This is a genomic window from Pseudomonas sp. KB_12 (assembly GCF_052114545.1).
Classification (GTDB): domain Bacteria; phylum Pseudomonadota; class Gammaproteobacteria; order Pseudomonadales; family Pseudomonadaceae; genus Aquipseudomonas; species Aquipseudomonas brassicacearum.
In genome coordinates, this window is record NZ_JBFREY010000011.1 from 1 (window position 1) to 15,059 (window position 15,059).

A 15,059-nucleotide genomic window follows, 5' to 3' on the forward strand; every position below is an offset into this window, starting at 1 on the left:
CTATGTAGGAGCTGGCGAAGCCTGCGATCTTTTGATCTTGATCTTTCGCTTGAGACTCAACTGTCTGGGACAAGATCGCAGCCTCGTTGCACTCGACAGCTCCTACACAGCTCCTACAGCCGAGCGGGAGCAAGCTCCCTCGCCACAGGGGTCTCTATACCCCTCCATGGTTCTTCTGGTAAGTCTCCTCCCCCATCGCCGCAATCTGCCCCTCGATCAACGCCTCGAACGGCCTCAGCAACAGCTCAAAGCTCGCCGGCGCCTCAAGTACCTGCAACGCCTGGACAATCGCCTCCACCGTCGACAACGCCCCCGGCCCCGGTGCCTTGCGCAAACGATAACGAGACACCCCGCCCTCGGCCAATGTCACCCTCGGCAGCGCCGCCAGCAGCGGGTTGAGGTGCAGCAGCTTGCGCGCCTTGCGCCAGGTGCCGTCGGGCACGACCAGTAGCAACGGCTCATCGGAGGGCGCATAGGCTTGCAGCGGCTGTGCATCGTCAGCGGGAAACAACAACCGCGCCTGATAACCCGGTTGATTGAGCAACCTGGGCAAATCCTCGAACACCTCGCCCACGATCAGTTCAGCGTTGTTAAGCCCCAACGCCGCCAAGCGGGCGGTGTTCAAGGCGTGGTTCACTTCGCTGGGGTGCTGCAACAGCAAGACGCGGGTGCGGCTGTCGAGGCTGGGGATCAACGGGCACAGGCAGTGGCTTTGCGGTCGTTGGCAACGCGGGCATTGAGTTCTGGACATGGTCAGGCCTGATTCAGTTGAGCTTTGAGCAAATCGCGGAAGGTCTGGATCAGCGGCTCGCGGCTGCGACCACGGCGCACGATCATCGAAAACGGCGCCTGATAGCCAAAGGTCGCCGGCAGCAGCACACGCAAGTCGCCCTTGTCGACCCACGCCTGGGCGTAGTGTTCAGGCAGGTAACCGACGTAGGCGCCGGACAACACCAGGATCAACTGCGCCTCCATGCTCTCCACCGTCGCCGCGCTGTGCTTGAAGCCGTGGCGAGCCAGTTCGGCCTGGCTCCAGTAACCGCGCCCGACCATGCGCTGCTGGGTGATGACCTGCTCGGGAATGCGCCGCTCGTTGAACAGCGGGTGACGGTTGCTGCAATACAACCAGTGCTGCTCACGGTACAGCGGCATGTAGACCAGCCCGCTCATGCGCGTGGAAAACGCACCGATGGCCAGGTCCAGGCGGTTGTCCTGCACGCCGAGTTGCAGCTCGTAAGGGCTCATGACCGACAGGTGCAAATGCACCGCCGGGTGCTCCTGGCTGTAGGCACCGATGGCTTCGGCGAACGGCAAGGCCTTGTCGCTGACGGTGGAGTCAATCACTCCCAGGTTCAGCGTGCCGCGCAGTTCACCCTTGAGCGCTGCCGCGTACTGCTCGAACCCTTCGAGCTCGCCCAACAGGCGCAAGGTTTCCTGATGAAACAACTCGCCCTTGCTGGTCAGGCTGAACCCACCCCGGCCGCGATGACACAGCACCAGGCCCAGGGCCGACTCAAGCTGACTCATGTAGGTGCTGATGGCCGACGTGGAAAGGTTGAGCTCGTGCTGGGCATTGGCGAACCCCTGGTGCCGGACCACGCTGACAAAAATGCGCAGCAGTTTCAGGTCGGGTAGAGCGTTGGCCATGGGGGTGTCTCCGGATCACACATAGACAGGACTTGTCGCGCTTTTGTGGCGAGGGAGCTTGCTCCCGCTCGGCTCTGTAGGAGCTGGCGAAGCCTGCGATCTTTTGATCTTGATCTTTCGCTTGAGACTCAACTGTCTGGGACAAGATCGCAGCCTCGTTGCACTCGACAGCTCCTACACAGCTCCTACAGCCCAGCGGGAGCAAGCTCCCTCGCCACAGGGGGCATCATTTGCCTCAGGGCTGCGCTGATGCGGAGTCTATCGCCCTACCCACCATTAGTTTAGAAAAATCTGAACTAAGTATTTGCCACCAGCGATTCTTCCCATCCCACGCTTTTCGCAGAATCGGCCCCTGATAAATAAAACAACGATGAGGCCCTACCCGTGGACAAGATTCTTCACCAACCACTGGGCGGCAACGAAATGCCGCGCTTCGGCGGCATCGCCACCATGATGCGACTCCCCCATTTGCAAACCGCTGCCGGCCTGGACGCTGCGTTCGTCGGCGTGCCGCTTGACATCGGCACCTCCCTGCGCGCCGGCACCCGTTTCGGGCCGCGGGAAATCCGCGCCGAATCCGTGATGATCCGCCCCTACAACATGGCCACTGGCGCCGCGCCGTTCGACTCGCTGTCGGTGGCCGACATCGGCGACGTGCCGATCAACACCTTCAACCTGCTGGACGCGGTGCGGATCATCGAGGAGTCGTACCACAAGATCCTCGAACACAACGTCATCCCCCTGACCCTGGGCGGCGATCACACCATCACCCTGCCGATCCTGCGGGCCATCCACAAGAAACACGGCAAGGTCGGCCTGGTGCACATCGACGCCCACGCCGATGTGAACGACCACATGTTCGGCGAGAAGATCGCCCACGGCACCACCTTCCGCCGCGCCGTGGAAGAAGGTCTGCTCGATTGCGACCGCGTGGTGCAGATCGGCCTGCGGGCCCAGGGCTACACCGCCGATGATTTCAACTGGAGCCGCAACCAGGGTTTCCGCGTGGTCCAGGCCGAAGAGTGCTGGCACAAATCCCTCGCCCCGCTGATGGCCGAAGTGCGTGAGAAAGTCGGCGGCGGCCCGGTGTACCTGAGCTTTGACATCGACGGTATCGACCCGGCCTGGGCCCCTGGCACCGGCACTCCGGAAATCGGCGGCCTGACCACCATCCAGGCGATCGAAATCGTCCGTGGCTGCCAGGGCCTCGACCTGGTCGGTTGCGATCTGGTAGAAGTCTCGCCGCCGTACGACACCACCGGCAACACCTCGCTGCTGGGCGCCAACCTGCTGTACGAGATGCTTTGCGTATTGCCCGGCGTGGTTCATCGCTGAGGTGCGGTCATGAATGATCGAGATCAGGTTCTCAAGGCCGCCGCCGAATTGGTGTCGGCCTTCGCCCGCAATGAGCGCGACGCCTACTTCGGCGCATTCACGGCCGATGCGAGTTTCGTGTTCTACACCCTCGAACAGCCCCTGCTGTCACGCGATGCCTACCTGGCGTTGTGGGATCGCTGGCGGTCCGAGGATGGCTTCGAGGTGCTCAATTGCACCTCGAGCAACGCCTTCGTCAGCCTGCAAGGGGACGTGGCGATTTTCATCCATGACGTGGCCACCGAGCTGCGCATGCTAGGGGAGCTGCACTTTAGCCAGGAGCGCGAAACCATTGTGTTTCGCCAAGAACAACAAGGCCTATGGCTGGCCTGTCACGAACATTTGTCCGCAATGCCGGAAGGGCTGCCATCCCCTTAGCAACAGGCGACATTCACATTCGATGAATGCGCCTCGATGATCGGAGCAGATCATGCATAACAATAACGACAACAGCCTTACGCAAATTGAAACCTTCGGGGTCGAACAGATCCCGGACCACGAACGAACGGCCGGCCCAAGCGACCTGTTTCGCTTGATCTTCGGCGGCGCCAACACCTTCGCCACCGCCGTGCTCGGCAGTTTCCCAGTGCTGTTCGGCCTGTCATTCCAGGCCGGGGTCTGGGCCATTGTGCTGGGTGTCCTGGTCGGTTCGATCATCCTCGCGCCCATGGGCCTGTTCGGCCCACTCAATGGCACCAACAACGCGGTTTCTTCCGGTGCGCACTTCGGCGTGCACGGGCGAATCGTCGGCTCGTTCCTTTCGTTGCTGACCGCCATCGCGTTCTTCTCGCTGTCGGTGTGGAGTTCGGGGGACGCGTTGATCGGCGGCGCCAAGCGGCTGATCGGCGTGCCAGAGACCGACCTGAGCCTGGGCCTGGCCTACGGCCTGTTCGCCCTGCTGGTATTGACGGTATGCATCTACGGCTTTCGCTTCATGCTGTGGGTCAACCGCATCGCCGTGTGGGCGGCCAGCCTGCTGTTTTTGCTGGGCATCCTGGCCTTCGCACCGACCTTCGACAGCCAGTTCGCCGGCACCGTCAGCCTCGGCCAGCCGGGCTTCTGGGCGGCGTTCATCGGCGCGGCGCTGGTGGCCATGAGCAACCCGATTTCCTTCGGTGCGTTCCTGGGTGACTGGTCGCGCTACATCCCCCGCAACACGCCCAAGCACCGCATCATGCTGGCCGTGATCGCTGCGCAGCTGGCGACGTTGATCCCGTTCCTGTTCGGCCTCGCCACCGCCACCATCGTGGCGATCAAGGCGCCGGACTACATCGCGGCCAACAACTACGTGGGCGGGCTGCTGGCGGTTTCGCCGAGCTGGTTCTTCCTGCCGGTGTGCCTGATCGCGGTGATCGGCGGCATGTCCACCGGCACCACGTCGCTGTATGGCACCGGCCTGGACATGTCCAGCGTGTTTCCACGGGTACTGTCGCGGGTCAAGGCAACGCTGCTGATCGGCGTGCTGTCGATTGCGTTCATCTTCATCGGGCGCTTCGCGGCGAACCTGGTACAGAGCGTCTCGACCTTCGCCGTGCTGATCATCACCTGCACCACGCCGTGGATGGTGATCATGATCATCGGCCTGTTGGTGCGCCGCGGCTTCTACTGCCCGGATGACCTGCAAGTGTTCACCCGCGGCGAAACCGGCGGGCGCTACTGGTTCAGCCACGGCTGGAACTGGCGCGGCCTGGGGGCATGGATCCCCAGCGCGCTGGTGGGATTGTGCTTCGTCAACCTGCCGGGGCAGTTCGTCGGGCCGCTGGGTGAACTGGCCGGCGGGATCGACATCAGCCTGCCGGTGACCCTGGGCCTGGCCTCGGTGGTGTACCTGGTGTTGCTGGGGCTGTTTCCGGAACCCGCGGCGGTGTATGGGCCGCAGGATCCGCGGAGCAAGGACGCTTCGATGCCCGTCGATAAGCCGGTCCTCAGGCAAACCGCCTGATCCGAACACACGAAATACCTGTGGCCAGAGATTGCTCCCGCTGGGCTGCGCCCGTAGGAGCTGTCGAGTGCAACGAGGCTGCGATCTTTCCCCAGACACTTGAATCTCAAGCGAAAGATCAAAAGATCGCAGGCTTCGCCAGCCCCTACAGAGCCCTGCGGGAGCAATCTCTGGCCACAACAGCGTTCGCACTGAGGCTGCAGTGCCAGGGACAGCACCGCCTCGTCCCATACAAAAATGACAATCGGAGACACGCCACCATGGCTTTGGACTTAATCGTCGTTCTTCTCTACGCCACTGGCATGATCGCCCTCGGCTGGTACGGCATGCGCCGCGCTAAAACCCGTGACGACTACCTGGTCGCCGGGCGCAATCTCGGCCCGGGCTTTTACCTGGGCACCATGGCCGCCACCGTGCTGGGCGGCGCGTCCACCATTGGCACCGTGCGCCTGGGCTACGTCTACGGTATTTCCGGATTCTGGCTGTGCGGCGCCATCGGCCTGGGCATCGTCGGCCTCAGCCTGTTCCTCGCCAAGCCGTTACTCAAGCTCAAGATCTACACCGTGACCCAGGTGCTGGAGCGCCGCTACAACCCGGCCGCGCGCCAGGCCAGTGCGCTGATCATGCTGGTTTACGCACTGATGATCGGCGCCACCTCGACCATCGCCATCGGCACCGTGATGCAGGTGCTGTTCGGCTTGCCGTTCTGGGTGTCGATCCTGGTGGGCGGCGGCGTGGTGGTGCTGTATTCCACCATCGGCGGCATGTGGTCGCTGACCCTCACCGACATCGTGCAATTTCTGATCATGACCGTTGGCCTGGTGTTCCTTTTGATGCCGATGTCCATCGTCGATGCCGGCGGCTGGGATGCGATGGTGGCGGCTTTGCCGGCCAGCTATTTCGATTTCACCGCGATTGGCTGGGACACCATCCTCACCTACTTCCTGATCTACTTCTTCGGCATCTTCATCGGCCAGGACATCTGGCAGCGGGTGTTCACCGCTCGCAGCGAAGGCGTGGCCAAAGTGGCCGGCACCGCCGCCGGCCTGTACTGCATGCTGTACGGCCTGGCCGGTGCGTTGATCGGCATGGCGGCCAAGGTCTTGCTGCCGGACCTGGAAAACGTCAACAACGCCTTCGCCAGCATCGTCCAGACCAGCCTGCCCAACGGCATTCGTGGATTGGTGATCGCCGCGGCCCTGGCAGCCTTGATGTCCACCGCCGCAGCGGGCCTGCTCGCGGCGTCCACCACGGTGGTCCAGGACTTGCTGCCCCGTCTGCGCCAGGGCCGTGAAAGCGGCAGTGGCGACGTCCACGAAAACCGCATCGCGACCCTGCTGATGGGGGCGGTGGTGTTGGTGATCGCCCTGGTGGTCAGCGACGTCATCAGCGCCCTGACCCTGGCCTACAACCTGTTGGTGGGCGGCATGCTGATCCCGCTGATCGGCGCCATCTACTGGAAACGCGCCACCACCGCCGGCGCGATCACCAGCATGTCGCTGGGCTTCCTGACCGCGCTGTTCTTCATGCTCAAGGATGGCCTGGACGCCAACACGCCGATCTACTACAGCCTGAGCGTGGCGCTGGTGAGTTTTGTGCTGGTGAGCTTGTTGTCGCCACGGCCGAGCGTGGTGGCCAAGGTGGTTTGACCGATAACCCTGGGCAATGAGATCCCTGTGGGAGCGAGCTTGCTCGCGATGACGGCGGTACATTCAACCTGAATGCATGCCGGTACACCGCTATCGCGAGCAAGCTCGCTCCCACAGATTCAGTCTTCAGAAATAAAAAGATCGCAGTTGCGGGCCATCTCGACTGAAATGGTCCGCAACTGCGATCTCTCCAAATCCTGGTGGGTTTACCGGCGGCGCGGTTGGCGGCGGCGTTGCTCGTCATCGGTGCGGATCGGTACCGGTTGCATCGGTGGCTCGATCAGGCCAAGCGCGACACCCAGGTCGTGAAGCCAATTCTGGATTTTCTCTTTCATCGTGGTGCCCCCTCAGGGTGGTACGAGCGGCAAATTACTGTGGCCCCTTCGCACTGATAATAGTCCGATGTTCTACGCAATGCTCGTCTCAGTTTGCAATGATCTGTTACTGAATTGATCCAAATCCACCTCCCGGAGTTCAAGCCGATTGCGCCGTCGTCATGGGCGCTCGCGGCCAGGCCTGTTGTTGCAATTCAATCCAAGCGTTGAGGTTGGCCCCGACCATGCCTTTGCGCCACATCAGCCAGGTCGTGGCGCTGGCAAACGGCTCGGCCAACGGATGCACCGTCACCCGCTCGCGGCCCGGCAGGCTGGCCAGCATCGACTCGGACATCAACGCCACCCCGGACCCGGCGATCACACACGCCAGCATCCCTTGGTAAGACTCGATTTCCATCGCCCGGCCCATGGTCGCGTGGTCATGGGCAAACCAGGCCTCCAAGCGCATCCGGTAGGAGCAACCACGCCGGAACGTGAACACCGCGCGGCCCTGCACATCCAGCGCGCTGCGTACCGGCGCATGATCGGCCTCGGTTATCAGCACCAACCGCTCGTCGCACAACGGCACGCCATCGAGCCCCGCCAGCTCCAGCGGGCCATCCACCAACGCCGCGTCGAGACGATTGGTGAGCAGGCCCTCGAGCAATTCGCCACTCGGCCCGGACTGCACTTGCAGGTTCACCGCCGGATACGCCCGGTGATAAGCCGCCAGCAAGTCCGGCAGATGCGTCGCCGCCGTGCTGTACATCGTGCCCAGCAGGAAGTCCCCGGCCGGCTGGCCGCCCTGCACCGCCGCATGGGCTTCGTCGTGCAAGGCGAACAGCTTGGCCGCATAGTCCAGCAGGACTTTTCCTGCCGGTGACAACTGCAAACGCTGACGCTCGCGCAGGAAAAGGTCCACGCCCAGTTGCTCTTCAAGCTGCTTGAGCCGGGTCGAAAGGTTCGACGGCACCCGGTGCAGGCGCTCGGCGGCCCGGGTGATGGAACCTTCCTCGGCCACGGCCTGGAAAATCCGTAATTGGCTGAACTCCACGACCTTCTCCAAAAAAGAACAAGTTACTCACTATTATTCATTTTTAATGAAAGTCAATCAGTCCTAGCCTGACGGTCATTCGCCTCGACACTGGAGAACGACCATGTCACCTCTTATTCGCCTGCTCGGCAGTTTCATCGCGCTGATGATGGCCATGGGCATTGGCCGCTTCGCCCTTACGCCCCAGTTACCTCATTTGATCGGCGAAGGTCAGCTCGACTTGACCGCCGCCGGTCTGATTGCCGCGGCCAACTACCTGGGTTATTTCCTCGGCGCGCTGGATGCCATGTTCGCCCGCCGTCCGGAACAGGTGCGGCGGCGGTTGCTCGGCGGCCTGTGGTTGTGTGTATTGCTGACCTTGGCCTCGTTCTGGGCCTGGGGTTTCTGGCCACACCTGGCATTGCGCTTTGGCACCGGCGTGGCGAGTGCCTGGGTGCTGGTGATGATCACCGCCCTGAGCCAGCCCTTGGCAGCGGCGGCGGGACGGCCACGACTCGGCGCGCTGGTGTTTGCCGGCCCGGGGTTGGGAATTTTCCTGACCGGCCTGCTCGCTTTGGGTTCGAATCTGCTGGGCCAGACCTCCGCGACCCTGTGGCTGGTATATGCCGGCGTGGCGTTGGCGATGTTGCTGGTGATCTTGCCGATCCTGCCGCAGCCGGCCGCCGCAACACCTGTCGCCGGGTCGGCCAGCCCTGCGCCGAACGCCGGCATCGCTCGACTGGGCGTGGTGTACGCGCTGTATGGCGTGGGCTACATCATTCCAGCCACGTTCCTGTCGCAAATGGCCTCGGCGCAGTTCCACGGACAATGGCTGGCCGACCTGTTCTGGCCCTGCTTCGGCCTGGCCGCCGCCACCGGTGTGTTGCTGGTCAGCCTGCGGCGCCCCAACCCGAACACCACCGGTCGCTGGCTGATCGGTACGCTCTGGCTGCAAGCCGCTGGGGTGTTTGCCTGCCTGTTGGGCAGCGGACCGGGCCTGGCATTGGGCGTGATTCTGTGTGGCACGCCGTTCCTGGCCTGCATGCAGCTGGTGATGCTGCGCTCCCGGGAACTGGCGCCCCACGCCACCCAGCGCAATGCGGGCCTGTTGACCGCCTGTTTTGCCGTGGGCCAGCTGAGCGGGCCACTGCTGGCGGCGCTGAGCAGCCATTTCAGCGGCGGCCTGCAACCGGCGCTGATCATCGCCGGCAGCGGCCTGCTGCTGGCCGGCGGCCTGTTGCTGCGGCCCGCCAGCCAGGCCGTGGCAAGGCCTTGCGCCCAGACCGCCCTGCGTTGATCAGGCCTGGCCGGCCGGGCTGAACGACTTGTTCAACTGCGCGGCCGGCTCACGTCGCGCCAAGGCGAAATACAACACCCCACCGAGGAAGCAACCGGTGAACCAGGCAAAGTTGGCCATCGGTTGCAGCAGCGGCGTGAAGGTGATCGCCACCCCCATCAGCGTCGCCGGAATCAACGCCTTGACTGCGGTCCAGTTGATGCCGCCACTGTAGTAATAACGCCCGCTCGGCCCGTCGTTGAACAGCGCATCCACGTCGATCTGCTGCTTTTTGATCAGGTAGTAATCCACCAGCAGGATCCCGAACAGCGGCCCGATAAACGCCGCCAACACGTCCAGGGTGTAGTGGATCACTTCAGGGTTATTGAACAGGTTCCACGGTGTGATGAAAATCGAGGCCACCGCCGCGATCATGCCGCCGGCGCGCCAGCTGATCTTGCTGGGCGCGACGTTGGCGAAGTCGAACGCCGGGGAGACGAAGTTGGCGACAATGTTGATGCCGATGGTGGCGGTCACAAAGGCAAAGGCGCCCAGCAAGACGGCCACACTGTTGTCGATGCGCGCCACGGTGGCGATCGGGTCATGAAGCATTTCGCCGAACACCGGCAAGGTCCCGGAAACAATCACCACGGTGACCAGGGAGAACGCCAGGAAATTCACCGGCAGTCCCCAGAAATTGCCCCGGCGCACGTCAGACATGCTCCGGCAGTAACGGCTGAAATCGCCGAAGTTCAGGGTCGGACCGGAAAAGTACGACACCACCAGCGCCGTCGCCACGATCACCTGGCCGAACGCCTGCCAGCCGGACAAGGACTTTTCCGCCAGGGTGAAGCTGATATTGCTCCAACCGGCCTTCCACACGATCCAGCCGGCCAACAGGAACATCACCGCATAGACCACCGGTCCGGCCCAGTCGATGAAACGACGGATCGATTCCATACCGGTCCAGAACACCAGCGCCTGAACGAACCACAAGCTGAGGAAACCGAACCAACCCAGGTAGGACAAGCCGGCAAAATGCGGCGTCGCGTAGGCTTCCATCGAAGGAAAAAACCGTAGCACCACGATGATCAGCGCGCTGGAGGCCAGGTACGTCTGAATGCCGTACCAGGCCACGGCGATCAAGCCACGGATGACGGCGGGGATATTCGCCCCGAACACGCCGAACGCCAGCCGACAGATCACCGGATACGGCACCGCCGCCTGCTGGCTCGGCCTGGCGACCAGATTGGCGATCAACTGCACGATGCAGATCCCGCCGAGCAAGGCAATCAACACCTGCCAACTCGCCAACCCCAGCGCGAACAGACTGGCGGCAAACACATAGCCGCCCACGCTGTGCACATCGCTCATCCAGAAGGCGAAGATGTTGTACCAATTCCATTTCTGCGGCAGCGGGCCCAAGTCCTCGTTATAGAGGCGGGGGCTGTAGCCGTTGGGCAATTGCTCGGACATTGCGGGGCTCCTTTGAGTACCGCCGTGCCCCCGCATCGACCTGCTCACCATACTGCGCACGGGAGCCGGCATGGTTTGTATACGCGTTGCTACGCAGAATGCGTGCCATAGCGGCGAAATGTGAGACAAGCCGGGGGGTTCAGCGGCGGTTAAAGCCGGGCAAGAGCAGGCATGCGCCCACGAACAGGGCGCGGGTGCATGCTAAGGGTGCAGGGTTTTGTATACAGAGAGGATCAACCTGTGGCGAGGGAGCTTGCTCCCGCTGGGCTGCGAAGCAGCCCAAAACCAGGAGTGTTCAGTCAATCAGACACTCCGAGGTGGCAGGCTCGGGGGCCGCTTCGCGCCCCAGCGGGAGCAAGCTCCCTCGCCACAGGACCACAGGATTCTGTGGTCAATCAGCTCAATTCAATGCGATCGGCATGAATGACAATCTGCCCATTCTTGTACAGCGCACCAATGGCTTTCTTGAAGTTGCCCTTGCTCACGCCAAACAGGCTACTGATCAGCACCGGATCGCTCTTGTCGCTGACCGGCAACGTGCCGTTGTTTTCACGCAACTTGGCGAGGATCTTGGCGTTCAGGCTGGTGGCGGCTTCCTGGCCCACGGGCTGCAGGCTCAGGCTGATCTTGCCGTCCGGGCGGATTTCCTTGATGAAGCCTTTTTCCTGTTTGCCGGCGCGCATGAACTTGAAGATTTCGTTCTTGTGGATCAGGCCCCAGTGCTTGTTGTTGATGATCGCCTTGAACCCCATGTCGGTGGCTTCGGCGACCAGCAAATCCACTTCCTGGCCCGGCGTGTAGTTGGCCGGGGTCTTGTCCAGATAACGATCCAGACGCGCCGTGGCAGTGATGCGGCGGGTGTGCTTGTCGAGGTAGACGTGCACCACGCAGTATTCGCCGGCGGTCATCTGGCGCTTTTCTTCGGAGTACGGCAGCAACAGATCCTTGGGCAGGCCCCAGTCCAGGAACACGCCGATGCTGTTGACTTCAGCCACTTTCAGGCTGGCAAACTCACCCACCTGAACTTTGGGTTTTTCCGTGGTGGCGATCAGTTTGTCGTCGCTGTCCAGATAAATAAAAACATTGAGCCAGTCTTCATCTTCACTGGGAATATCCTTGGGGATATAACGGTTGGGCAGCAGGATTTCGCCGTCCGCACCGCCGTCCAGATATAAACCGAAGTTAGTGTGTTTAACCACTTGCAAACTGTTGTAGCGCCCGACTAAAGCCATTTCCAATACCCTCATTGCGTGGGCGGCATTCTACCCGGTTTTGCGGCGCGATTCGTGGCCGCCGGCAAGGTTTGCCAGCAAGGTCCTGCACAACCGTTGATTTTCCTGGGCTTTCGCCCCAGGCGCGGCCATTCGTCAGGCAGGCGACGCTGCCTACAGCTCGCTGTCAACGCCGTAACTCACCCACGGTTGTTATTTAAAACAGAGGCTTAGGGCGATAATTGCAGGATAATCGCTCATTATTCCCATCACGATAGCGATAATTCAGAAGGATATTTGCCAAGCAATTGTCAAGTATTTCCTGTACGATGCCTGGCCCAATTAATTATCTACAGGTTAATGGCCGTCATGCGCGTAAAAGCATCCAACAGCAAAGCAAAGCCAGCTCCAGCCGTTGAAACCAGCGAGTCGATCAACGACCAGATCGCTGCGTTCCTCAAGTCCGGCGGCGAGATCCAGCAAATTGCCAAAGGCGTCAGCGGCCAGACATTCGGCCCGTCCAAGCAGATCAGCCTGGGTAAGAAGTAACCTGCGCGTCACCTGGTCCCAAAGCGCTTTGAGCTTCGAAGCGCTTGGACTGGAACCCTCCCCCGCCCCACCCATTTCCCATCAATCGACGAACGGCCTTCGCAGCCGAGCATTCGCCGGTATGCTTTCACCTCTCTAGCTCAAGCGTTTCAGCTTTTTGACCGATCCTGCTTCTCGCTTTCATGGAGTGAAGCATGCGTATCCCTATTGTTCTGCTGATGATCAGCCTGATGACCTGTTCCCTTGCTCAGGGGCAGGTGTTCCAGCGCGAGCTCGGCGACTTCGACCTCAAGCTTGGTACCACGCCCAGCCGTAGCATGGCCGAGGGCCTGGTCACGCCGTCGAGCAGCGGTTCGTTCCACGGTGGCCTGGACCTGAGCCACGACAGCGGCTGGTACGTCGGCCAGTGGTCACCCAGCGCCGGCCTGACACCTTCCGCCGACCTTGAAGTCGATTCCTACATGGGCTTTAAACAACCCTTCGACCAGACCCTGGGCTACGAAGTCGGCCTGATCCACTACAGCTACCCCACGGTCGATACCCTCGACAGCCAAGAGTTCTACGGCGGCCTGACCGTGCTTGGCAGCCGCTTCGGCGCAGCCCTGAGCAACGACCCGGACAAACAGAACAGCACGCTGTTTGCCGACCTGGGCGGCAACATACCGTTCGGCATTGGCATCAGCGCCAAATACACCACCCACCAGCTCAACACACCGGTCTCGGTCGAGAACGGTTATGTCGGCAGTTTCAGCGACTGGTCATTGAAAATTTCCCGCCCGTGGAAGGGCCTCGACCTGGACCTGATCTACAGCGACTCAAGCCTCAGCGGCAGCAGTTGCTCGGCATACTCCGGCCACAACAGCGAATGCGACAGCCTGCTGACCCTCAAGATGGCCCACCCTTTTTACTAAGCGTTACGCATTTAATCGGCTGAACTGCCGCGCGTCTGCGATGCTCAAACAAAGCACCTACGCCTTCGCAAGGACTCGCTCATGCCGCGCTGGTTGACCCGCACTGCCATGTTCATCGCCCTGCTGCTGACGCTCACCGCCTGCAGCCGCATCGGCCTGGCCTACCGCAACCTCGACCTGATCATCCCCTGGACCCTCAACGATTACCTGGACATCAGAGGCGAGCAAAAAGACTGGTTCAACGAACGCCTCAAGGACCACCTGACCTGGCATTGCACCACCCAATTGCCCGGCTACCTCGACTGGCTGGATCGCCTCAAGACCATGGTGCAAACCGACCAGGTAACCGACGAAGCCCTGCAGCAGCGCACCCGGGAAGCCAAGGCCGCCATCGCCGAAACCGCCCGGGCAATCACCCCTTCGGCCATCGAACTGCTGCAAGGCCTGAACGACGACCAAGTCGATGACATGGACGCCGCCTTCGTCAAGGACCAGCGCAAACGCCAGCAGCAATACCTCAAGCCAACGCTGCAGGAACAGATCCAGGAACGTAGCGAACGCATGGAAAAGCGCCTGAACGACTGGCTCGGCCCGCTCAACGACGCCCAACGCCAAAGGGTGGCGGCCTGGTCCACCGCCCTGGGGGACCAGAACCAGCAATGGATCGCCAACCGCGCCCACTGGCAAAACCAGTTCAGCGAAGCCGTCGCCCAACGCCACAGCCCCGACTTCCCGAAACGCATCGAGCAACTGCTGGTCAACCGCGAAAGCCTCTGGACCCCTGCCTACCGCGAGGCCTTCAGCAAAACCGAAGCCCAGGCCCGCAGCCTGCTGGTGGACCTAATGGCCGAAAGCACCCCGCCCCAGCGCGAACAGCTGCTGAAGAAGATCGACGGGGTAAAAAAGGATTTCACTGACTTGAAGTGCCTGAAAGCAACACGCTCATAAAACCACTGAGATCCCATGTGAGAGCGAGCTTGTGTGGGAGCAAGGCTTGCCCGCGATGCAGGCAACTCGGTCTATCAGGTGAACCGAGGTGATGCTATCGCGGGCAAGCCTTGCTCCCACACAAGCCCAGCTCCCACGGGATTCAGTACAGGCCTGTCAGGCAATCTGCGCCTTCGAAGCCAACTCATCAAACGTAAACTCATCCAGCGCATCGTCCTGCTCATCCAGCACCTGGCGCGGATGATCGTTACCCGGAATGCTGCTATCGATCAGGCTCAACAACCGCGAGCCACGCGGCGTCAGCACAAAATTCTCACCGTTGCCGCCCTCTTCCTCCGGCCGCGGCTCGATATAGCCACGGTCCAGCAGCAACTTCTCGTACTCCCCGGCAACCGCTTTCAGATGATCGAGGTTCTCGATCGCCTCGCCTTCAGCCGCTTTCGCCGCCGCGTATTCCTCCGCGTAAGCCCGAGGAGCAAAGCTGTGGCCGGCGCCGTTCTGCACTTCGTGCAACAACCGTTCGATCAAGTCCCAGTTATAAGTCGTCATCCTGGTCCATCCTCCAAAGAGTGAGATGCCTACCTAGGTTGTGACCGAGGCGCCACGCCACCGTTCAGCCGGGTTGGCGGACGGGCCATCCCACCAGCCGACCAACGGCTTGTCGAATTTATCCAAGGCCGAACGACCAATGAGTGAAACGCCGACTTGAGCAACTGCCTACAGGAGAAA

General features: G+C 61.6%; 15 protein-coding genes. 8 read left to right on the top strand and 7 right to left on the bottom strand.

Annotated features, from left to right (window positions below; translation table 11 throughout):
* Nucleotides 1–154 precede the first annotated feature (154 nt).
* Together AB4Z20_RS11045 and AB4Z20_RS11050 are read right to left on the bottom strand one after the other, a co-directional pair.
* Complete coding sequence (locus tag AB4Z20_RS11045) at nt 155–751, bottom strand: tRNA-uridine aminocarboxypropyltransferase (protein ID WP_095962474.1); 597 nt, start codon at nt 749–751, stop codon at nt 155–157.
* A gap of 2 nt (nt 752–753) precedes the next feature.
* A complete protein-coding gene (locus tag AB4Z20_RS11050; RefSeq protein WP_003184133.1) occupies nt 754–1,647 on the bottom strand; it encodes a LysR family transcriptional regulator in 894 nt (297 codons plus the stop codon).
* A 384-nt stretch (nt 1,648–2,031) separates the two neighbouring features.
* Between AB4Z20_RS11050 and speB the strand changes: the two genes are divergently transcribed.
* The 4 genes from speB to AB4Z20_RS11070 all read left to right on the top strand — a co-directional run bounded on the left by speB (nt 2,032) and on the right by AB4Z20_RS11070 (nt 6,612).
* A complete protein-coding gene (speB, locus tag AB4Z20_RS11055; RefSeq protein ID WP_003198979.1) occupies nt 2,032–2,982 on the top strand; it encodes an agmatinase in 951 nt (316 codons plus the stop codon).
* Between the two features lie 9 nt (nt 2,983–2,991).
* Nucleotides 2,992–3,399: a YybH family protein gene (locus tag AB4Z20_RS11060; RefSeq protein WP_253472338.1), complete on the top strand. Its 408-nt coding sequence runs from the start codon at nt 2,992–2,994 to the stop codon at nt 3,397–3,399.
* A 49-nt stretch (nt 3,400–3,448) separates the two neighbouring features.
* Nucleotides 3,449–4,963 carry a purine-cytosine permease family protein gene (locus AB4Z20_RS11065; protein ID WP_253478447.1) on the top strand — a complete coding sequence of 505 codons (1,515 nt, stop codon included), beginning with the start codon at nt 3,449–3,451 and terminating at the stop codon, nt 4,961–4,963.
* Nucleotides 4,964–5,223: 260 nt separating this feature from the next.
* A complete protein-coding gene (locus tag AB4Z20_RS11070) occupies nt 5,224–6,612 on the top strand; it encodes a sodium:solute symporter (protein WP_258690566.1) in 1,389 nt (462 codons plus the stop codon).
* Nucleotides 6,613–6,818: 206 nt separating this feature from the next.
* On the opposite strand, the gene AB4Z20_RS11075 is transcribed toward AB4Z20_RS11070, so the two are convergent.
* Nucleotides 6,819–6,947 (bottom strand): PA1414 family protein, encoded by a 129-nt coding sequence (locus AB4Z20_RS11075; RefSeq protein ID WP_003198971.1) that lies wholly within the window; start codon nt 6,945–6,947, stop codon nt 6,819–6,821.
* A gap of 139 nt (nt 6,948–7,086) precedes the next feature.
* Nucleotides 7,087–7,980 (bottom strand): putrescine utilization regulator PtrR, encoded by an 894-nt coding sequence (ptrR, locus tag AB4Z20_RS11080; RefSeq protein ID WP_253472334.1) that lies wholly within the window; start codon nt 7,978–7,980, stop codon nt 7,087–7,089.
* Between the two features lie 103 nt (nt 7,981–8,083).
* Between ptrR and AB4Z20_RS11085 the strand changes: the two genes are divergently transcribed.
* Nucleotides 8,084–9,256, top strand: coding sequence for an MFS transporter (locus AB4Z20_RS11085; RefSeq protein WP_442089880.1), 1,173 nt, complete (start codon nt 8,084–8,086; stop codon nt 9,254–9,256).
* On the opposite strand, the gene AB4Z20_RS11090 is transcribed toward AB4Z20_RS11085, so the two are convergent.
* Both AB4Z20_RS11090 and AB4Z20_RS11095 read right to left on the bottom strand, forming a co-directional pair.
* The gene (locus AB4Z20_RS11090) at nt 9,257–10,711 is read right to left on the bottom strand and encodes an NCS1 family nucleobase:cation symporter-1 (RefSeq protein ID WP_253472330.1); all 1,455 of its coding nucleotides are present in this window, start codon (nt 10,709–10,711) and stop codon (nt 9,257–9,259) included. It lies immediately after the preceding gene.
* A gap of 395 nt (nt 10,712–11,106) precedes the next feature.
* Nucleotides 11,107–11,943: a CvfB family protein gene (locus AB4Z20_RS11095; RefSeq protein WP_013692512.1), complete on the bottom strand. Its 837-nt coding sequence runs from the start codon at nt 11,941–11,943 to the stop codon at nt 11,107–11,109.
* Nucleotides 11,944–12,282: 339 nt separating this feature from the next.
* On the opposite strand from AB4Z20_RS11095, the gene AB4Z20_RS11100 reads away from it, so the two are divergent.
* The 3 genes from AB4Z20_RS11100 (at nt 12,283) to AB4Z20_RS11110 (ending at nt 14,330) form a co-directional block, all read left to right on the top strand.
* The gene (locus AB4Z20_RS11100; protein WP_018607615.1) at nt 12,283–12,471 is read left to right on the top strand and encodes a hypothetical protein; all 189 of its coding nucleotides are present in this window, start codon (nt 12,283–12,285) and stop codon (nt 12,469–12,471) included.
* A 194-nt stretch (nt 12,472–12,665) separates the two neighbouring features.
* Nucleotides 12,666–13,382, top strand: coding sequence for a TorF family putative porin (locus tag AB4Z20_RS11105; RefSeq protein ID WP_223472324.1), 717 nt, complete (start codon nt 12,666–12,668; stop codon nt 13,380–13,382).
* Nucleotides 13,383–13,463: 81 nt separating this feature from the next.
* Nucleotides 13,464–14,330 (top strand): DUF6279 family lipoprotein, encoded by an 867-nt coding sequence (locus AB4Z20_RS11110; RefSeq protein ID WP_320390045.1) that lies wholly within the window; start codon nt 13,464–13,466, stop codon nt 14,328–14,330.
* Nucleotides 14,331–14,486: 156 nt separating this feature from the next.
* Here AB4Z20_RS11110 and AB4Z20_RS11115 read toward each other — a convergent pair whose 3' ends face one another.
* Nucleotides 14,487–14,879, bottom strand: a complete 393-nt coding sequence (locus tag AB4Z20_RS11115; RefSeq protein WP_214512029.1) for a transcriptional regulator — start codon at nt 14,877–14,879, stop codon at nt 14,487–14,489.
* Nucleotides 14,880–15,059: the final 180 nt, after the last annotated feature.